The sequence below is a fragment of the Paenibacillus sp. UNC217MF genome, from assembly GCF_000686865.1.
Classification (GTDB): Bacteria; Bacillota; Bacilli; order Paenibacillales; family Paenibacillaceae; genus Paenibacillus_B; species Paenibacillus_B suaedae.
In genome coordinates this window covers 807,403-827,109 of the sequence record NZ_KK366027.1, presented here as the reverse complement: position 1 = coordinate 827,109, position 19,707 = coordinate 807,403, and the positions used below count along the sequence as shown (strand labels likewise).

At 48.5% G+C, this 19,707-nt stretch carries 14 protein-coding genes; 10 read left to right on the top strand and 4 right to left on the bottom strand.

Going from position 1 to position 19,707, the window contains the following annotated elements:
* Positions 1-81 precede the first annotated feature (81 nt).
* Both BP95_RS0119685 and BP95_RS0119680 read right to left on the bottom strand, forming a co-directional pair.
* Entirely contained in the window at positions 82-1,584 is a 1,503-nt protein-coding gene (locus tag BP95_RS0119685) for an ABC transporter permease (RefSeq protein WP_021253949.1), read from the bottom strand.
* 12 nt (positions 1,585-1,596) lie between these two features.
* Positions 1,597-3,039, bottom strand: a complete 1,443-nt coding sequence (locus BP95_RS0119680; RefSeq protein ID WP_028533065.1) for an ABC transporter permease — start codon at positions 3,037-3,039, stop codon at positions 1,597-1,599.
* Positions 3,040-3,171: 132 nt separating this feature from the next.
* Here BP95_RS0119680 and BP95_RS0119675 point away from each other — a divergent pair, with 132 nt between their 5' ends.
* Positions 3,172-4,905 carry an ABC transporter ATP-binding protein gene (locus BP95_RS0119675; RefSeq protein WP_021253947.1) on the top strand — a complete coding sequence of 578 codons (1,734 nt, stop codon included), beginning with the start codon at positions 3,172-3,174 and terminating at the stop codon, positions 4,903-4,905.
* Between the two features lie 104 nt (positions 4,906-5,009).
* On the opposite strand, the gene BP95_RS0119670 is transcribed toward BP95_RS0119675, so the two are convergent.
* Positions 5,010-5,630 (bottom strand): beta-class carbonic anhydrase, encoded by a 621-nt coding sequence (locus tag BP95_RS0119670; protein WP_021253946.1) that lies wholly within the window; start codon positions 5,628-5,630, stop codon positions 5,010-5,012.
* Positions 5,631-5,658: 28 nt separating this feature from the next.
* Entirely contained in the window at positions 5,659-6,003 is a 345-nt protein-coding gene (locus BP95_RS0119665) for an iron-sulfur cluster biosynthesis family protein (RefSeq protein WP_021253945.1), read from the bottom strand.
* 171 nt (positions 6,004-6,174) lie between these two features.
* On the opposite strand from BP95_RS0119665, the gene BP95_RS0119660 reads away from it, so the two are divergent.
* The 9 genes from BP95_RS0119660 (at position 6,175) to mutL (ending at position 19,703) form a co-directional block, all read left to right on the top strand.
* Positions 6,175-7,692, top strand: a complete 1,518-nt coding sequence (locus BP95_RS0119660) for a carboxypeptidase M32 (RefSeq protein ID WP_021253944.1) — start codon at positions 6,175-6,177, stop codon at positions 7,690-7,692.
* Between the two features lie 311 nt (positions 7,693-8,003).
* Positions 8,004-9,008: an ABC transporter substrate-binding protein gene (locus BP95_RS0119655; protein ID WP_021253943.1), complete on the top strand. Its 1,005-nt coding sequence runs from the start codon at positions 8,004-8,006 to the stop codon at positions 9,006-9,008.
* A gap of 38 nt (positions 9,009-9,046) precedes the next feature.
* Complete coding sequence (locus BP95_RS0119650) at positions 9,047-9,847, top strand: ABC transporter ATP-binding protein (RefSeq protein ID WP_021253942.1); 801 nt, start codon at positions 9,047-9,049, stop codon at positions 9,845-9,847.
* On the top strand, positions 9,825-10,682 hold the full coding sequence (locus tag BP95_RS0119645) for an ABC transporter permease (RefSeq protein WP_021253941.1): 858 nt from the start codon (positions 9,825-9,827) through the stop codon (positions 10,680-10,682). The genes BP95_RS0119650 and BP95_RS0119645 overlap by 23 nt, the downstream gene beginning before the upstream one ends.
* 167 nt (positions 10,683-10,849) lie before the next feature.
* A complete protein-coding gene (locus BP95_RS0119640; RefSeq protein ID WP_028533063.1) occupies positions 10,850-11,836 on the top strand; it encodes an aromatic acid exporter family protein in 987 nt (328 codons plus the stop codon).
* A gap of 124 nt (positions 11,837-11,960) precedes the next feature.
* Positions 11,961-12,521, top strand: a complete 561-nt coding sequence (locus BP95_RS0119635; RefSeq protein WP_021253939.1) for an outer spore coat protein CotE — start codon at positions 11,961-11,963, stop codon at positions 12,519-12,521.
* A gap of 258 nt (positions 12,522-12,779) precedes the next feature.
* Positions 12,780-14,447, top strand: a complete 1,668-nt coding sequence (locus BP95_RS32080) for a putative amidoligase domain-containing protein (protein ID WP_051614146.1) — start codon at positions 12,780-12,782, stop codon at positions 14,445-14,447.
* Between the two features lie 75 nt (positions 14,448-14,522).
* Positions 14,523-17,306, top strand: a complete 2,784-nt coding sequence (gene mutS / locus BP95_RS0119625; RefSeq protein WP_021253937.1) for a DNA mismatch repair protein MutS — start codon at positions 14,523-14,525, stop codon at positions 17,304-17,306.
* Positions 17,307-17,348: 42 nt separating this feature from the next.
* Positions 17,349-19,703 carry a DNA mismatch repair endonuclease MutL gene (mutL, locus tag BP95_RS0119620; protein WP_028533062.1) on the top strand — a complete coding sequence of 785 codons (2,355 nt, stop codon included), beginning with the start codon at positions 17,349-17,351 and terminating at the stop codon, positions 19,701-19,703.
* The last annotated feature ends 4 nt before the right edge of the window (positions 19,704-19,707 follow it).

The window sequence follows — 19,707 nt, the reverse complement described above, 5'->3', positions numbered from 1 at the left end:
GACTTCTTTGTTCGTGCGCATATTTTTGCAGCATGACTTGCGGACATTTTTGCCTATATTAGGCCAAATAATCGCATTCCCTTAGTGCATTTTCGGATCTAGTGCATCTCGTATTCCATCGCCAAGGAAGTTAAAGGACAATACAAGTGCGATGATAGCAATGCCTGGGTAGATAGCGAGATATGAATGCGACTCAAGATAAGTGCTGCCAAGCTTCAAAATGTTGCCCCATTCTGGGATATGCGGCTCAACGCCAAGTCCTAAATAACTTAAGCTGCTTGTTGAAATAACTGCGCCACCGATTGTAAGTGTCGACTTCACAATCATCGGGGCAAGTGAATTCGGTACAATATGCTGGAATATAATTGCCAACTTCCGTTGACCAAGGGCCCTAGCTGCTTCTACGTATTCATATGTAGCTACGACCATGACGCTAGCTCTCATCGTGCGGGCATAGCTCGGAATTGATCCGATGCTTAGTGCAGCAATGAGATTGATCGTGTTGGCGCCGAATGCCGCGATGATGGCGATGGCAAGCAATATCCCTGGAATAGCGTAGAGTACATCGAGCAGCCGCATAATGATATTGTCCGTCCGGCGTCCATAGAAGCCGGAGATGGCGCCGAGCACACCGCCCACAATGACAGGGATTGCTGTGGAAATGATTCCGACAATGAGTGAAATACGAGCTCCAAATATAATTCTCGAAAATAGGCATCTGCCAAAGTTGTCGGTGCCGAGCGGGTAGGTAAGGCTCGGTGTTTGCAGAATCGAACTGTAATCATTCTCCACAGCGATGCTGTAGTCGAAGGTGAAGAAGCTGCAAATCGAGATCGAGAACAAGAAGAGGATAAAGAATAACCCTGACATGGCTGCTGCATTCCGTGTTATTCGTTCCCATACTTCCTTCCATTTCGCACCAGTCTCATCATACCGATTGTTCAGAAGCAGCATGACTCCAAGCAGCAGAGCGAATAAATTCCCGGTAATCGCTGTGAACAGGAGTAGAATCGCAACGATCCGTATCCATGGCTGTATTCGGTTCTGTATAATGCCGCAAGCTATTAGAATGAGGATTATGAGTTGAAAAATGGCGATCACGAGCAGGATCAGCATCGCCGCTGGGAACGTATCGGCCACATAGGGCTTAAAAAGATTTAGAGCAGAGACACCGATAACAAAGAACTGTGTAAGCAGCATGTATACAGCTAATGAATAATGCAGCGAAGCTCTGCTTTTCAACAAATGAAGGGAGGCGGCTGCAATAAATACATTCCCAGTGAGAAGGCTTAGTAATAACAGATAACCGACAGATCGCGTAGAGGTTCTGATGTCGCCGCTTCTGCTGATATCATGCTTAATCTTGATCGTGACACCCAACTGAAGCAAGGTGAAGAAGATATATAGGACAGCAGCGGTGAATACATAATGCCGTACAGCTTGTTTTGTTACATCATAACTGTTCACCAGCAGGAGTAGAGACAATAAGGATGATACGATGGTCGCGAAGCTGGCGTACGTATATCCTCTGTTTGTTTTCAGTCGGTTTGTGTTATCGCATCGTTTGTCTAGTGATTTGTTCATGATTCACCTGCTTTAGTATTGTTTCATCTTGGTACGAATCCGTGGGTCAATGAAGGCGTACATAATATCCACCGCTAAATTGACCAGTGATATCGTAATCGCCGTGTAGACAACACCTCCCATAATGGCGGGAATATCAGGAATGAACTGCTTATCGATGATATAACTGCCGATACCGCTAATATTGAACACCTTTTCAGTAACTGCAGCTCCTCCAAGCATTGCTCCAAATTGCAATCCCACAACCGTCAGAATCGGAATGAGGGCATTTCTTACCGCATGCCGGAGCAGTACCTGCCGATTGTGCAGCCCCTTCGCTCTAGCAGTTACTATGTAGTCCTCATGAATCACCTCAAGAGTAGAAGCGCGGGTCATGCGGGCTACGGATGCTGTCAATCCTGTTCCAAGTACAATGACCGGCATAATGACAGACAGCAAATTATTCGGATTATAGGTAGCAGGCAGCCATTTCAAATGGATGGAGAAGTTGAGAATAAAGATCAGCCCCTGCCAAAAGTTGGGTATTGATAAACCGAGCAATGCGATGAAGATGAACGTATAATCGAACAATGTATTAGGTCGTGTTGCAGAAATGATGCCGATCGGCAGTGCAATGAGGAGAGCAAGTGCAAGTGAAATAATTGTTAGCGTTAACGTAATTGGAAATTTGGCTGCGATGGCAGGTGATACTTCTTCGTTGCCTGCAAATGAACTGCCTAAATCAAATGTGGCGATGCCTCTTAATGTGTTCCACAGTTGAATGAAAAAGGGTTGATCCAAGTCGTGCATCTTATTGAACGCCTCGATCTGCTCCGCTGTCGCCGTTTCTCCCAAAATATTAACTGCAGGATGGAATGGGGACAGCTTCAATATGGTGAATACGACAATAGAGACCCCGATAATTACAAGCAGACTCATCATCAATCGCTCAAATATGTATTTGAGATATGCGTTGTGATACAAGAGCACAAGCAGATACATCGGAAATCCGGGAAGTAAGGTCAAGATGATAAACAGCGGGTATCGAAGCAAGGCTTGAAAGGTGTCAGAGTAGGTAGTGCGTCTATGGAGTCGTTGGTCAAGCTGCTTAAGGGTATGTTCTTGTACGGCTTGGCGGAATTGTTCTTCAGTCAACTTGTGAACCTGGCGATTGAACTGGAGATTGTCTATGTTCTCACCGAAGAAGCGATGCTTGCAGCGTAGTTGATCCTCGAAGTCGGCTTGAAGCTTCTCTTTGTAACCGGAAGCGAGGAGTTCCTGCGTGACCAAATCTCGTGCCGCTTGGACGTTATCATCCCTTCGTTTAACCTGATAGATAATGTATGCCGCAAGGTGGACAGGCAAGCCGAGCAGTATGGCAAGGCGTGCATAGATTGGATTCAGGCTCAATTTTGTATAGTTGTGGCTGATTGTCTCTGTCCATTTTGGAAGCTTAGGCGCTTCAGTATATTCCATTTGCATGTAGTATAAGCACCTCCTTCACTTTTAAATTGTATAATTCCGATGGATATAGTATATTTTATTTCAAGGTTTTGTCAAGAACTGTTAGCAAACCTATTCATCACTATGATAGACGGGAGAGCGGGCATGGAGCATATCCTTCAAGTTCAGGATTTATCGGTAGCATTTCAGAATCGGGAGCAAGAGATTCATGCGGTTCGAGGCGTAAGCTTTGTGGTCAACCCAGGCGAGACACTCGGAATTGTGGGCGAATCAGGGAGTGGCAAGAGCGTTACTGCACGATCCATCATGCGCCTGCTGCCTTCGTCGATAGCATCAAAGCAGAGTGGTACGATTATTTTCTTAGGTGTGGACGTGGCGATTTATTCAGAGTCCGACATGGAGAATGTTCGTGGACGTCACATCGGGATGATTTTTCAAGATCCGATGACTTCGTTGAATCCCACGATGAGCATTGGAAGTCAAATTGCAGAGAGCTTGATCAAGCATCAGGATATGACAGCTGCACAGGCAAAGGCGGAAGCGATCAACATGTTGAAGATGGTTGGGATCCGCAATAGTGAAGTGCGTTATTCTCACTATCCTCATGAATGCTCAGGCGGCATGCGTCAAAGAGTGATGATCGCTATCGCCCTTGCCTGCAGGCCGGCACTCCTTATTGCAGATGAACCGACAACTGCACTGGATGTAACAATTCAGGCGCAGATCTTGAGTGTTATGAAGCATATGCAGAGAGAATTTGGTACTTCAATCATTCTCATTACGCATGACCTTGGTGTCGTAGCAGGGATGTGTGATCGTGTGCTCGTCATGAAGGAAGGAGAGATTGTGGAGGAAGGCTCGACCGTAGAGCTATTCGCCAATCCACAACATCCATATACGCTAAAATTATTGAACGCGCTTCCCCGATTACATGAGAAGAAGGTGAAGTCTGCCCCATTCGTTCGTCCTCGGTCGGCTGATCAACGTCCATTGCTGGAGGTTCGTTCCCTGAAGCAGCATTTTGATTTGGGCAAAGGGAATATTGTAAAGGCAGTTAACGATATTAGCTTCTATATCCAAGAGGGGGAGACGCTTGGCGTCGTGGGCGAATCCGGCTGCGGCAAATCAACGACAGGAAGAGCGATATTGCGCCTGCATGAGCCGACTGGCGGTGATGTGCTGTATCAGGGCATGTCGGTAAACCGATTGTCAGCACAGGAGATGAAAATCGTTCGCAGGCATATGCAAATGATCTTTCAGGATCCGTACGCGTCATTGAATCCGAGATGGAAGGTTATCGATCTGATCGGTGAAGCGCTGGATGTTCACCGATTGGTCTCAAGCAAGCAAGAGCGGAAGAAGCGGGTAGAGGAGCTGCTCGATATGGTTGGGCTAGAGCCATCTCATGCTATGCGTTATCCGCATGAATTTTCTGGAGGGCAGCGTCAGCGCATCGGAATCGCTAGAGCGCTTGCGGTAGAACCGAAATTCATTGTGTGTGACGAACCACTATCAGCGCTTGATGTATCGATACAAGCCCAAATTGTGCAGCTGATGCAGGAGCTTCAGCAAAGTCTTGGCTTAACCTACTTGTTCATTGCACATGACCTGTCTATGGTCAAGCATATTAGTGATCGGGTAGCTGTGATGTATCGCGGCAAAATCGTAGAGTTGGCAGAAAGCGAAGTATTGTATTCGAACCCGCAGCATGCGTATACGAAGTCATTATTAGCCGCAATTCCTGTACCAGATCCGCAGATCGAAATGCGGAAGCCACGTGCATTCATGGAAGAATTGGGGGAATCCGATCCGTATCAGCTGGATCGTTCCCGATTGGTCGAGGTTGCCTCGGGTCACTGGGTGTCCATTCTTTCGTAGGTCAAGCATATATGGGATATTTGACAATAATAACAAAAAAGCTCCTGTATCAGAACGCAAGTTGGTTCTGGTACAGGAGCTTTGCCCGTGTTTATGTAACGGGATTATCGAGTAGCAGAGGGCGAATGCTGCCCATGCCCTGGTTCGGTATCCTTATCTTCCAAGAAGCGATATCCGTCTGCAACCCATTCCAATGCCCCCGTATCTGGATGGATGACCATGCCATGCACAGGAACGTCAGAAGGAAGAAGCGGGTGCTTGCGCAGCACTTGTACGCTGTTCATTACCCCTTCATGGACGTCATTGAAGCCTCGCAGCCAGTGGTGCAGCTTAATGCCGGAGTTCGTCAGCGTATCCAGAACAACATCTTCAACGCCGCGCTTTTTGGCTTTGTCGATAATTTGTTGAGAGTTCAAGCCAGTCATCCCGCAGCCATAGTGTCCGATAACGATAACCTCATCGGCTTCCAGTTCATAAATAGCGACAAGCACACTGCGCACAACACTTCCGAATGGCTGTGAAATGATTGCACCTGCGTTTTTAATAATTTTTACGTCGCCATTTCGCAAATTCATTGCTTTTGGAAGGAGCTCGACGAGTCGAGTATCCATGCATGTGATAATGACCATTTTCTTGTCGGGGAATTTGTCAGTCAAGTACTGTTCATATTCGCGTTTCTCGACGAATTCACGGTTGAAATCTAAAATGTTGGACATGTTGGACATGTTTTTCCCTCCCTTGCATGTTGACGCTTCACTTGTTGTCACGTCGATCCTTGCATGCGACATGTGTTGAATAAATTTGTTGTGCACTGCTCAGCTTGTAAAAGCCGCCTGTCCCCGATACATCAAGGTTCAATTTCTCATCAAAGAACACCATGTGATGCCGGTTCATGTAGATGTCAAGCGGGGCATTGCTTTGCAGTTGCACGTCATCTGCGTCAGCCTGCGGGGCGATCCATATGGCGGGCACGCCGTTGACGGCGCAGCCGCAGCCTTCCGTATCGTGTACAAGCTTGATAATTCCGCCATCTGCGGAGCTGAGACGCTGCTTGAGCTGCTCTTCGGCAGCTTCAGTCACTTGAATCCAAATTGACATCGAATCTGCTCCTTTATGGCTTGACATGTTCGAGTAAGTGTACAAATAGAAATGTAACAATGATTCCAAAATACGAATCGTTATTCATAATCGCTTTCGAATGTTGATTATATCGTTTTCACCGCGTATCATCAAGAAGGAAGACTATACATAATTCGAGGTGAAATAGGCATGAATGCGCAAAATGAGGCAATCTTGCAGAAATTTCGGGATATAACAACGAAACTGAAAAGTTATGGTGAAGCATTAAGCATTTTGCATTGGGATCTGCGTACAGGTGCTCCGCGCAAGGGGGCTGAACAGCGTTCTAAAACAATCGGAGCATTGTCCGAGGATATGTTCAAGCTGTCCGTATCGGATGAGATGGGAGAATGTTTAGATGCATTGGAGCAGGCTGATGTATTCGGCGAACTGTCCGATGCAGATCGTAAAATGGTTACAGATGCGCGTAAGGAATACAACCGCAGCCGCAAAATTCCTCCCAAGCTGTATCAAGAATATGTCGTATTAACCTCGCATGCAGAGACGATGTGGGAGGAAGCGAAGGAAAAGGCTGATTTTGAAATGTTCGCTCCGTATTTGCGTGACATCGTAGCGAAGACGCAGCAATTGATCGACTATTGGGGCGTGAAGGACACGCGCTATGACACGCTGCTTGATATGTATGAGCCAGGAATGACGGTGGAGAAGCTGGATGCCATCTTTGGTAAACTGAAAGAAGGTCTTGTGCCGCTTGTGCATGCTGTGCAGGAGAAAGGGGAACAACCGGTTCATGATTTTCTGCATCGCGATTATGCAATTGAGCAGCAGAAGGAAATCAGCCTGTATTTGCTGAAGGAAATGGGCTACGACTTCGAGGCAGGGCGCTTGGATGAGAGCGTTCACCCATTCATGATCGGGTTGAACTCAGGCGATGTTCGTATTACGACGCATTATAAGAAGGATGATGCGGCGAGTGCGATATTCAGTTCTTTGCACGAAGGTGGCCATGCCTTGTATGAGCAGAACATCACTAAGGAATTCGATGGCACTCCATTGTCAACCGGAACATCGATGGGCATTCACGAATCGCAATCCCGATTCTGGGAGAACATGATCGGCCGCAGCCGTCCGTTCTGGAATCGTTACTACGGGGAATTGCAGCGTCTGTTCCCAGAGCAATTGAACGAAGTGGATGTTGATACCTTCTACCGTGCAATTAACCGGGTAGAACCTTCCTTAATCCGTACGGATGCAGATGAAGTGACGTACAATTTGCATATCATTATCCGTTATGAGATCGAGAAGATGCTGTTCAATGAGAATCTGCCTGTTGAGGAGCTTCCTCGCGTGTGGAATGAGAAATATGAGTCTTATTTGGGCGTGCGTCCGAGCCATGCTGGAGAAGGGGTCTTGCAGGATGTGCACTGGTCAGGCGGCGGATTCGGCTACTTCCCATCGTATTCCCTTGGCAACATGTATGCCGCTCAAATGATGCATACGATGGAAAGCGCGCTTCCTAACTTAGAGACCCTCGTTGAAAATGGCCAGTTGGAGCCAATTAAGCAATGGTTGACGGAACAAGTGTATCAATACGGGAAGCTTTTGACTCCATCCGAGATCATTATGAAGGTAACGGGAGAGGCATTGAACCCGCAATATCTGGTCGATTATTTGACGAAGAAGACGAATGAAGTTTACGGCATGTAACCGAATCAATTTTGAATGTAGAACGCAGTCCCGGGTGGGGCTGCGTTTTTTTATGATTTATACTACTCATTCGGCGGCAGGGAGCACCTCAATCGCAACGATGGAGGATAAGCTTTTTTCAAGCGTTGCCATTTGATTAGGGTCGGGCGAATAACCATTTCAGTAATGGGTGCATACAATGCAATAACCGAACAACAGGGCAGGTTCAATTAGGTAAGAGTTTACGCGATTATGGGTCGAGCAGATTGACTCAGAAGAGTACGAACAGGTTCCATGGTATACCCATTCCAGATAAGGAGGACAGATATCGGATGAGACACAAGTGGCGAATAGGTACCTTGGCCATCGTAGTTTTTGCTGTGCTGGTGCTTAGTGGATGTGGTTCAAGCAGTGATTTAGTGAAGATCAAGGTAGGAGAAGTGACGCGCTCTGTATTCTATGCCCCTGAGTATGTGGCGCTTGGCAAGGGATTCTTCAAGGAGGAAGGACTGGACGTTGATCTACAGACGACTTCTGGCGGAGATAAGACAATGACAGCGCTGCTCTCAGGGGGAATTGATGTAGCGCTTGTTGGCTCAGAGACGTCCATCTATGTTGCACAGCAGGGGGCTGAGGATCCGGTTATTAATTTTGCGCAGCTCACGCAAACAGATGGCACGTTCCTCGTTGCCCGTGAGAAAAAGGACGGCTTCGATTGGGATCAACTGAAGGGAAGTACTTTCCTCGGACAGCGCAAGGGCGGAATGCCTCAGATGGCAGGTGAATTTACGCTGAAGAAGCATGGCATTGATCCACACAAAGACCTGCAGCTCATTCAGAATATTGATTTCGCCAATATTGCGTCAGCATTCGCTTCAGGGACTGGCGAATATGTACAGCTATTCGAGCCGCAGGCTTCTATTTTTGAGAAAGAAGGCAAGGGGGTTGTTGTCGCCTCATTCGGTGTAGAGAGCGGCAAGCTTCCTTATACGGCCTTCATGTCTAAGCAAAGCTATATCTCTAAGAACAAGGATGCTGTACAGAAGTTCACGAATGCGATCTATAAAGCGCAGCAATGGGCAGAGAAGCAGTCCGCTGAAGAGATTACCGATGTTATTCTGCCATTCTTCAAGGATGCTGACCGGGATATTGTCGCAAGTGCGGTTAAGCGGTATAAGGAACAACAATCGTATGCCGCAGATCCAGTCCTGGATGAGCAGGAATGGAACAATCTGCTGGATGTGCTAGATTCGGCAGGGGAGTTGAAATCTCGTGTACATCACGAGCAGATCGTTACGAATGAATTTGCCGAGAAAGCGATAAAGCTGGTGAAATGACGGATGCCCATAACGCTCATTCGAAGGGAGGCGCCTCAATGATACCTGCAGTAGAGCTATCCCGTGTGACTCATGTCTATGTGACAGATCGAGAAGCGAAGCTGGCAGTAAATGAACTAACCGCTTCCATCATGCCGGGCGAGTTCGTTAGTCTGGTTGGGCCGAGCGGCTGCGGAAAGACGACAATACTATCCATTATCGCTGGCCTGATGAAGCCAACCTACGGATATGTAAATGTAAATGGTCAGCGAGTGAGCGGTACCTCATCTCATGTCGGCTATATGCTTCAACAGGACTATCTCTTCCCTTGGAGATCGATTCTTGACAATGCATGCATGGGGCTGGAATTGACAAAACAGTTAACCCCTGAGATGAAGGAGAGAGTTGTTCAACTGCTTAACGGAATGGGGCTCGAAGGGACAGAGAAGCTGTATCCTCATCAACTGTCCGGTGGAATGAGGCAGCGTGTTGCACTGGTCAGGACGCTTGCGACGGAACCGGAGCTTATGCTGCTGGATGAACCCTTCTCTGCCTTGGATTACCAGACGAAGCTGCAATTGGAGGATTTGGTCGTGGAAACTTTGCGTCTACGAAATAAGACGGCCATTCTCGTTACCCACGATCTGTCAGAGGCAATAGCCGTTAGTGATCGGGTGATTGTGTTGAACCGTGATCCAGGCAGCATTCGGCGAACATTCGTCATACCAGAGTCAATCCGCAACTCCCAACCCTTCTATGCACGTGAGCAGGAAGGATTCAATGATCTGTTCCATGACTTGTGGAAGGAACTTGAGGCGTCAGATCGGAGGGAAAGCAATGAGCCGACATTCGGATCTTGATGATTCACCGCCCATACCCCATCCCTCAGATAATACGAAGGAGCTAGTAGCATCGACCTATGCGCAATATCGCGCACGCAGACGTGCACTGTCAACATCAGTTACGGTGACTCAGCTAATCATTCTAATCTCCTGTATAGCGCTCTGGGAGCTAGCAGGCCGACTGAGGTGGATCGATGTTCTGTTATTCAGTTATCCGAGCAAGGTAGGCGCGCAAATTGTGCAGGATGTCATGAACGGTTCCATTTGGCCCCATTTAGGGATGACAGTAGGTGAGACGATTGTAGGCTTTGTACTCGGTACTGTTTTCGGCACTCTGCTTGCCGTGCTCATTTGGTGGTCAGAATTTCTTGCGCGAGTGCTAGATCCGTACATGGTTGTCTTCAACAGCATGCCGAAAGTTGCGCTTGGCCCCTTGTTCATCGTCGGGTTTGGAGCGGGATTTACAGCCATTGTGGCTACCACTTTATCCATCACCGTAATCATAACAACCATTGTTGTGTACAATAGCTTTCGGGAAGTCGATCCAAACTACATCAAGGTTGTCCGTGTATTTGGGGGCGGGAAGCGGACGATATTTCGCAAGGTCGTTCTGCCGGCCTCATTTCCTGCGATCGTGTCCACGCTGAAGGTGAATGTCGGGCTTGCATGGGTAGGTGTAATTGTTGGTGAATTTCTTGTATCCAAGGTGGGGCTTGGATATTTGATTATATATGGATTTCAAGTGTTTAATTTTACACTGGTTATGTCATCGCTTGTCATTATCGCAATTGTGGCTACACTAATGTATAAAGCAGTTGCGTTCGTAGAGCGGAAAATCGTGAATCGTACGTAATCTTTATATGTTCTCGTGGTTTGCCGAAGTGTATATGGAGTGAAAGGGGAATGCCAATGAATGGCATTCCCCTTTTTTTGCAACACGTCATCCGAGTCGATATAATGAACATGTATCATAAGAAGATAACATTACATAAGGGTCTCATTGAAGGAGCGTACTCGCACATGGTGTTCGGATTTGTTGGTATTCGTGTCATTAAGACAGCGATCGCGTCAATATTGGCGATAATCGTTGCTAACCTTGCAGGAGCAGTGAATCCGCTAGGAGCGGGCTTGCTAGCTATATTAGGAGTGGATGTTACCCGCAAGCGCAGCATAAAGACCGTGTCGGCGCGATTTCTGGCATCGGTTGTCGGCTTGCTGCTAGCTTCATTATTGTTCGGGCTTCTCGGTTTCGAGCTATGGGTGCTGGCTTTATACATATTAGTTGCATTCCCGATTATCGCTAAGCTTAATTTCAAGGAAGGAATCGTAACAAGCTCAGTCGTTGTGTTCCATATCTATGGCGCAGGAACCTTAACGCTGCATGGCGTGTTGAACGAAGTGCTTCTGCTGGCCATTGGACTTGGTGCAGCCAGTGTCGTCAATCTGGTGTATATGCCGAATGAAGAGGATAAGCTTGTCCGAATTAAGAAGGAAGTCGATGCTTACTTTTCCCTGATTTTCACACAAATTAGCTCCAATCTAAGGGATACAACCTATGTATGGGATGGACACGAAATTATTGATGCGGATGAAAAAGTTAATGAAGGAATCTTTATTGCCTCGAAGGCCTTGGAGAATCGACTCATGCGTACGGATGATATTCATGCCGATGAGCAGTGGCTGATTTATTTCTACATGCGCAAGGCACAGCTGGAAAATGTGCAGGGAATCCTTCAGCTGCTCTCTCAAGTGTATCAATCATTCCCTCAGTGCTATTTAGTAGCAGATGTATTCGATCAATTGAGCGAGGATGTGAAGGAGCCGCATTATACGGGCAAGACAGAACAGCTTCTGAATGATTTGGACGAGGTATTCCGTCAAATGGATTTGCCTGTTACACGTGGAGAATTTGAAGTGCGTGCAGCCGTCTTGCAAGTAATTCGCGAGCTTCAACAATATTTGAAGATAGCGAAAAGAGATAAGAAACAACTTCGACTTGGCGTGTAACCCGCGTCAGGCCAGCATATGTTGACTCTCAAAAAATGCGTTCACTCTTAAAAAATTGTTGTCACCCTAGACGACTGTCCTGCATACACTTTAATTGAATGATTGTATGGAGGAGGTCCACAGGATGGCAAACACAGAAAAACACCACTGCCGGGAAATCATCACGAAAGCAGTCTGCGGCAAAGGTCGTAAGTTCTCTGTCGTCACACATACCGTCTCTCCGCCTAATCATCCGACAAGCATATTGGGGGCTTGGCTCATAAACCATCAATATGAATCGGTGCGGGCAGGAGACGGCATTGAAGTAATTGGTACTTACGATATCAACATCTGGTATTCATACGACAACAATTCCCAAACTGACGTTGCGAAAGAAACGGTGTCGTATGTAGATCTCGTTCCGCTGTCGTATGTTGATCCGAAGCATCGTTCTTCCACTGTTGAGGTATCTGCGGAAGCAGTTCAGGAACCGAACTGCGTTGAAGCGAGTGTATCTTCGCATGGACGTGGTGTGACTATTCGTGTTGAGCGGGAATTCGTTGTGGAAATGGTTGCAGAGACAAAGGTATGTGTTCTCGTTTGTAAGGACGGGTGCAATGATTTCGAAGACAAGGATTTTGACTTTAGTGTTCAGGATGAGAGCTTCGACGACTTGGAACCGGACTTGACGGATGAGGAGTTGTAATCATCGCCGCAGGCCCTGACCGCTTGCGGCGGTTTCTCATTTCCTATTGAGGATACTCTCAACCAACATGCGCATGGTGGGTGAGCTGCTGCAAAACCTGTGCTTACAAACTTGATGATATACCCACAGGATATGCAGTAAAGGAAAGATTGTAGAGGGCGGGAGCCCTCCTTTTTTTTGGATTCGCAACAAAAATTCAGGTAATGTTGTTGGTTGGCCTCATAGCTGCAATGTGAATTAATCAGGATGTAATCATATATGCTGGATGCGAAGGGGGAGGCGACGTTGAGCCGAGACCTTGCTTGTGAAGATAGCGTGGTTGTCATAACGGATGACCGGGAAGCCGCCAACATGTGGAAGCAGTATAAAGTGAAGGCGGTCTCCAATACGAGATATGTGCGAGACGGAGCTAGGTCAATTGCTGCTCAGGAGCTTGGGAAATTAATCGTATGGTGGAAGCGCAGTATGGCACAGCGGAATCGGGAGGATGCGGAGAGAGTAGTGGATCGTCAGGAGGAAGAGGGCGCAATCGTACTCAATCGCTATGCTGCAAGTTGGCGCTCAAGCACCATGCGTGAACGCTTGAAGCTATGGGGGTTGCCTGTGGCCGAATGGGCTACGTGGGCAGATGAATTGCCGCCGAATTCGGGCCAGCATTACGTTCGTTCTATATGCTTCTGGGTCAATGGCTGTCGTATCGTTGCTGCCGCACAGAGTTCAACTCCTCCGCAGGGTCTTCCCATGTATCTTGCGCTTGATGATTGGTCCAAGCCGCCTTATCGCCGGCTTGCCCGGCTGGCTCTGCGAGCTGCATATGCAGTAGGCTGGGACATCGCTGCGGTTACCCTGCGCTGCACACCATCTTCTGCCGTGGAGGGAATGACAGACTTGCCGGCGGGTGTGCTGGATGAGCCACAGTTGGGTGATGTAATCGTGCATATCGACCCTATACCGCAGCGAATTCCATCATGGGTACGGGAGAGGTATGCTGCAGCATGGCATGAGGAGACAATACAGCATTCACGAATTCGGAACAAGGGAACACAACTGAAGCTTGGGATGGATGTAGAATTAATTCTATATGATACCCATGCCGAGAAGATCGTCCCCGCTGTTCGGTACTTGCCCAAGGGTGGGGCCGCAGGTTGTGATGCCGTGCGTCTGCAAGGACGTGTCATCTATCCTCTGATGGAGCTTCGTCCGGAACCTGCTGAGCGTCCTGCCCAGCTTGTGGAGCATTTGTGCAGGGCCATGCAGCTTGCAGACCGTATCATTGCAGAGAAGCGTGCTTCTCACTTGCAGGATTCCAAGCTCGTATGGCTGGGTGGATCGCATCCAGCAGGGAAATTCTCGCTTGGAGGGCATATCCATGTAAGTGGAATTTTGCTAACCTCAGACTTGATAAGAGCGTTGGATACTTATGTAGCTCTGCCGCTGGCCCTTCTTGAGAATCCAGCGGGTTCATTAAGGAGGCGTCCAGGGTATGGGACGTATGGGGATGTGCGCGAACATGATCATGGCGGTGAGGGCGGATTTGAATACCGAACACTTCCATGCTTTATTATGACGCCGGTCCTGGCGTTAGAGGTGCTAACCTTATTCCGTACGGTTACAGTGGTGTATCCAAAGCTGACTAGGCGAGACAGTGTGCGTGAAGAGGTGATTCAAGCATTCCATGCTTATCCGACAAGGCGCGATAATTATCTCACAGATGCAGGAAGACAACCTATGCGCATGCTGGCGTTAGAGCTTATGGATGACTTGCTGAGAGAAGTGAGGAAGTGCAGGAATGAATGGAGAGATGACAGCCTATCGGTGCAGGCCGAGCATGCTATTCAAGCGCTGTCTCATCGCATAAGAGCACAATGGATATGGGATGAGCATGAGGATTTGCGGAGTACATGGCTGGGATCGAGTGAGCGGTGACCGCGTGAAATGCGCGTGAGTCCCCGCTCTTTTTTTGATATAATAGAGTTCTACTTATGTTATCGGAGGGTGTTTATGGTGAAGCTGACACCGATGATGGAACAATATTTGAGCATCAAGGAGCAGGTTAAGGATGCCTTTTTGTTTTTCCGCCTCGGAGATTTTTACGAGATGTTCTTTGACGATGCGATTCAAGCATCGAAGGAATTGGAGATTACACTGACGGGTAGAGGCAGCAGCGGTGCAGAGGATCGTATCCCAATGTGTGGCGTGCCTTATCATTCGGCAGATAATTATATTCAGCGATTAATTGAAAAGGGATATAAGGTTGCCATCTGCGAACAGGTGGAGGATCCAGCGGAAGCTAAGGGAGTCGTCCGCCGTGAGATCGTCCGCATTGTGACGCCAGGCACAGTCATGGAAGGCAAGCTGATCGACGATAAGTCGAATCATTATCTAGTCTGTCTATCCCAAGGGAGTACCAGCAATGCACTGGCTGCCTGTGACCTGTCCACAGGGGAACTGATTGTTACTTCAGCACCGATCGGGCAATCTTGGCTTATTGATGAGCTGAATGTCTATATGCCGACAGAAGTTATAGGCCATCCTGCATTGCTGCAGGAGGCGGAGCCGCTTACGAAGGCGTGGAATCGTTCTGTTCTGTTTACCGAATGGAGTCGCAAGGATGAAGCATTGGCAAGGCAGCAGTTCGGCGAAGCCGTCTGGACTCGACTTGAGGATGAGCGGCAGCAGGCGCTTGCTATGCTGATGGGGTATTTGCAAGAAACACAGAAGCGCTCATTGAGTCAGCTGACGAATATTCGAACTTACGACCCGGATCAATATCTGGTGTTAGATCCTTTTACACGTCGTAATTTGGAGCTTACGGAAACCGTGCGTGAGCGTGCTAAGAAAGGTTCCCTGCTCTGGCTGCTTGATCGCACCGAGACGTCGATGGGGGCAAGGCTGCTTCGTCGCTGGATTGACAAGCCGCTCATGAATCGGCAGGCCATTGAGGAGCGCTTAGAGGCCGTTGATACGCTGTATCATCATCTCATATGGCGAGAAGAGCTGCGTGAGCAGTTGTCCTCGGTTTATGATCTGGAGCGTCTTGTAGGCCGGATTGCCTTCGGTACGGCGAACGGTCGTGATCTCGTTGCACTGAAGTCTTCACTGAGTCAGATTCCGATGCTGAAGCAGTTATGCGAGCAGACATCGTCTGCAACACTTCACAATCTTGTTAGTGAATTGGATGCATGTGGAGATATCCACGATTGGATTGAACGTGCGGTGGTGGACGAGCCTCCGGTATCGGTACGTGACGGTGGACTGATTAAGCCAGGATACGATGAATATCTTGATCAGCTCCGAGAAGCCAGTGTGAACGGCAAGCGCTGGATCGCTGAACTAGAGCGCAGAGAGAAGGAAGCGACCGGAATCAAGTCGCTTAAGATCGGATACAACAAGGTATTCGGCTATTATATCGAGGTAACGAAGTCGAATTTGTCATCCCTGCCGGAAGGACGATATGAGCGTAAGCAGACGCTGGCGAATGCAGAACGATTCGTAACGCCTGAATTGAAGGAGAAGGAAGCGCTAATTCTCGAGGCTGAGGATAAGATGCTCGGCTTGGAGTACGAGCGCTTTAGCGAGCTGCGTCAGCGCATTGGAGGCGAGATTCGCCGCCTGCAGGCATTGGCAGAAGCAGTTGCTGAAATAGACGTCTACCAATCACTCGCTGCAGTCAGTGCAGCTAGGAGATATGTTCGTCCGGCATTCACGGAGCAATTGGATATGCATATTGCTGAGGGACGTCATCCCGTTGTGGAGGCCGTCATGCAGGGCGGAGACTTCATGGCGAACGATACGGAGCTGACAGAGCAGAATGAGACGATGCTGCTCATAACAGGGCCGAATATGGCAGGTAAGAGTACGTACATGCGTCAAGTAGCCCTGATATCGATCATGGCGCAGATTGGCTGCTTCGTTCCAGCTGAACGAGCGTCTATGCCGATTGTCGATCGGATCTTCACGAGAATTGGAGCTGCAGATGATCTAATTGGCGGTCAGAGTACGTTCATGGTGGAAATGATGGATATACAGGTGATGACAGAGAAGGCAACGCGCCGCAGTTTGGTCATCATTGACGAGCTGGGTCGGGGCACATCAACGAGTGAAGGGATGTCCATTGCACAGGCTGTAGTTGAGTATGTCCACGATCGAATCGGCTGTAAGGCGCTCGTTTCGACCCATTTCCATGAATTGGCGCATATGGCGGATCGTCTGCCAAGATTGAAGAATGTATGCATGGCCGTGCAGGAAAGCGGCAATCAAGTTACCTTCCTGCGTAAGTTGATTTCAGGCGCAGCCAGCACAAGTTATGGTATCTATTGTGCACGCCTTGCGGGTCTCCCTGATCAAATTATTGATCGTGCATACGACCTGTTGAAGCAGTATGAGACAACGGATCGTGAAGGGACACATGCATCCCCTTCGAGTTCGCAGCAAGAGATTCCTGTCAATCATGTGGAACAGCTGTCCTTATTCGGATGGGATCAGACTGCGGTATCTGCGGATAGTCCCGTTCAGGCACCCGTACAGTATGTGAAGCCTGTACAAGACGGTAAGACAGATGACGAGCAATCTGTCATGAGTATGGCAAGTACTGCCGAGACCCATCAAGCGGCACAGCAAGAGGGGCCGGATCATTCCATTCAACACAGTGCTGAAGTAATAGCAATGAAGGAGTTCATCGGCACTTTGACAGATGTAGATGTGATGTCAATGACTCCATTGGAAGCAATGAATCAACTGCATGATCTGATGAAGCGGGCACGTGAAATTACTCGTGAATCCTAATGAATAGAGCATGAGAAATCGAGAGTTAAGGAGGTGTGAGAGATGGCAATTATTAAAATATTGGACGAGCACATTGCCAACCAGATTGCCGCAGGCGAAGTGGTGGAGCGTCCTTCATCGGTTGTGAAGGAGCTGGTTGAGAATTCGATAGATGCAGGAGCTACACGTATTGATGTATCCGTTGAAGAAGGGGGCCTGCAGCTCATCCGAGTGAAGGACAATGGTTCTGGTATAGCGGATGATGATGCGGAAAATGCCTTTTTGCGGCATGCGACGAGCAAGATCCAGACAGGGAAAGATCTATTCTCGATTCGCAGTCTAGGGTTCCGAGGAGAGGCACTTCCGAGTATTGCGGCTGTTGCCAAGGTTGAGTTGGTAACGTCGACAGAATCTAGCGGGTTAGGCAGGCGGCTTGTTATTGAAGGCGGTGCGATCAAATCGTATGAGCCCGCACAGTCCATGCAAGGGACGGAGATTACGGTACGTGAACTGTTCTATAATACGCCTGCACGGTTAAAGTATATGAAAACAATCCAGACGGAGCTGGGGCATATCTCTGATCTCATCTATCGTTTGGCGTTATCGTATCCAAGTATAGCGTTTACCTTGAAGCATAATGAGCACACTCTGCTGCAAACGATTGGCAATGGAGACTTATTGCAGGTTATTGCCTCTGTATATGGCGTTCAGACAGCGAAAGGAATGCTGCAGGTCAAGGGAGAACACTTGGACTTCGAGGTGCAAGGCTATATTGGCAAGCCTGAATTAACGCGCTCAAACCGCAATGCGATGTCATGGATGATCAATGGCAGATATGTCAGAAGCTTTCCGCTGAATCAAGCGATACTTCGTGCGTACCATACGTTCTTGCCGATCAATCGCTACCCGATGCTCGTGCTTCATGTGACGATGCACCCTTCTCTCGTGGATGTGAATGTGCATCCTGCCAAGCTTGAGGTTCGCTTCAGCAAAGAGGCAGAGTTGTGCGCATTCATCGAAGAGACCGTGAAGCAATTGCTGCATAAGCAGCGTCTTATTCCTGAAGCGGCTCCGAAGAAGGCGAAGGTGCGAACATATGTCGAGCAAGCAGAGCTTCAATGGGAAGCTGCGGAGACGATAGCGGCCAATCAAGAGAAGCAATTAAAGCCAATGGGGGCGCTAGTCATTGAGTCTGATCCATCCTCTGCCACGCAATTAGCGGAGGAAGATCGGGAGCAGTCACGAAGCAATGCTGAAACATCCCATCAACCTAACGTGCAGCGACAACCTGAACGAACGGGGAAATGGAATCAGCCCGCAGCAACCGAAATGTCTCGTGTTGCTCCAGAGGCCTTGCAACCTCCAAATGAATCCGTTATTGATTCTATTGCTCTAAGTGGCTCGGTAGAACAGAAGAAGACGGAGCAGCAACAACTGCAAGAGATAGGTCGCAAGAACGAGGATGAGCTGGCTGTAGCTGCAAGTGCAGATCAAGTGGCTATTAAGTCCGCTGAATCGACTTCTAGTAATGAGGACGCCGTAGACAGTCCGGCGAAATTCAAGCAAACAGTGGATCACGAATTGATTCCATCAACTTCCTATGATGCAGAGAAATCCTCGATTGCGAGCGGTCAAGAGGAGAGAGAGAGAGAGAGAGTTCGAGAGACGTCTCCTTCTTATGGTAGCCGCAATGCGGGAAGTTCCAATACGAGTGCTTATTCGGATCCTTATTCGAATGCTAAGCAGCAAGCAGGGCAAGCCGCAGTGAAGGCCGGTGCGGAGAAATGGAAGGAATGGCTGACGGAGGAAGGTAGTACGGACAACGCTGCATTGCCGAAGTTCCCAGCACTTTCTTACATTGGTCAGCTGCACGGAACATACTTGATCGCTTCAAATGAAGAGGGGCTCTATTTAATTGATCAGCATGCAGCGCATGAACGAATCAATTATGAATATTATTTTGAGCGATTCGGCAAGCCGGTAGAAGCCTCTCAAGAGCTGCTTCTGCCGATCACATTAGAGTTTACCCCTGCTGATGCGGAGCGGATTCGATCGCGTATGCATTTGCTGGAGCAGGTCGGGGTCGTCATGGAGCCATTTGGGGGGCAAACATTCCTAGTTCGTTCCCATCCATACTGGTTCCCTAAAGGGGAAGAAACGGATATTATTCAAGAAATGACGGACTGGGTGTTGAGCGAGAAGGCGCCCGATATTGCAAAATTAAGAGAGGCCTCAGCGACGATGTGCTCTTGTAAGGCATCGATTAAAGCGAATCAGCGCTTGACAGCAGCTGAGGCGGAGACGCTATTCGTCCGATTGGGAACATGCCGCCAGCCATTTACATGTCCGCATGGCAGGCCGATCGTCATTCGATTTACAACTTACGATCTGGAGAAAATGTTTAAGCGGGTAATGTAAGAAT

Excerpts from the sequence above, each read along its gene's own strand:
- BP95_RS0119680 (WP_028533065.1), bottom strand. The coding sequence starts at position 3,039 with ATGGAATATACTGAAGCGCCTAAGCTTCCAAAATGGACAGAGACAATC.
- BP95_RS0119675 (WP_021253947.1), top strand. The coding sequence starts at position 3,172 with ATGGAGCATATCCTTCAAGTTCAGGATTTATCGGTAGCATTTCAGAAT.
- BP95_RS0119635 (WP_021253939.1), top strand. The coding sequence starts at position 11,961 with ATGGCAAACACAGAAAAACACCACTGCCGGGAAATCATCACGAAAGCA.
- BP95_RS32080 (WP_051614146.1), top strand. The coding sequence starts at position 12,780 with ATGCTGGATGCGAAGGGGGAGGCGACGTTGAGCCGAGACCTTGCTTGT.
- BP95_RS0119640 (WP_028533063.1), top strand. The coding sequence starts at position 10,850 with ATGGTGTTCGGATTTGTTGGTATTCGTGTCATTAAGACAGCGATCGCG.
- BP95_RS0119650 (WP_021253942.1), top strand. The coding sequence starts at position 9,047 with ATGATACCTGCAGTAGAGCTATCCCGTGTGACTCATGTCTATGTGACA.
- BP95_RS0119645 (WP_021253941.1), top strand. The coding sequence starts at position 9,825 with ATGAGCCGACATTCGGATCTTGATGATTCACCGCCCATACCCCATCCC.
- mutL (WP_028533062.1), top strand. The coding sequence starts at position 17,349 with ATGGCAATTATTAAAATATTGGACGAGCACATTGCCAACCAGATTGCC.
- BP95_RS0119660 (WP_021253944.1), top strand. The coding sequence starts at position 6,175 with ATGAATGCGCAAAATGAGGCAATCTTGCAGAAATTTCGGGATATAACA.
- BP95_RS0119665 (WP_021253945.1), bottom strand. The coding sequence starts at position 6,003 with ATGTCAATTTGGATTCAAGTGACTGAAGCTGCCGAAGAGCAGCTCAAG.
- BP95_RS0119685 (WP_021253949.1), bottom strand. The coding sequence starts at position 1,584 with ATGAACAAATCACTAGACAAACGATGCGATAACACAAACCGACTGAAA.
- BP95_RS0119655 (WP_021253943.1), top strand. The coding sequence starts at position 8,004 with ATGAGACACAAGTGGCGAATAGGTACCTTGGCCATCGTAGTTTTTGCT.
- mutS (WP_021253937.1), top strand. The coding sequence starts at position 14,523 with ATGGTGAAGCTGACACCGATGATGGAACAATATTTGAGCATCAAGGAG.
- BP95_RS0119670 (WP_021253946.1), bottom strand. The coding sequence starts at position 5,630 with ATGTCCAACATGTCCAACATTTTAGATTTCAACCGTGAATTCGTCGAG.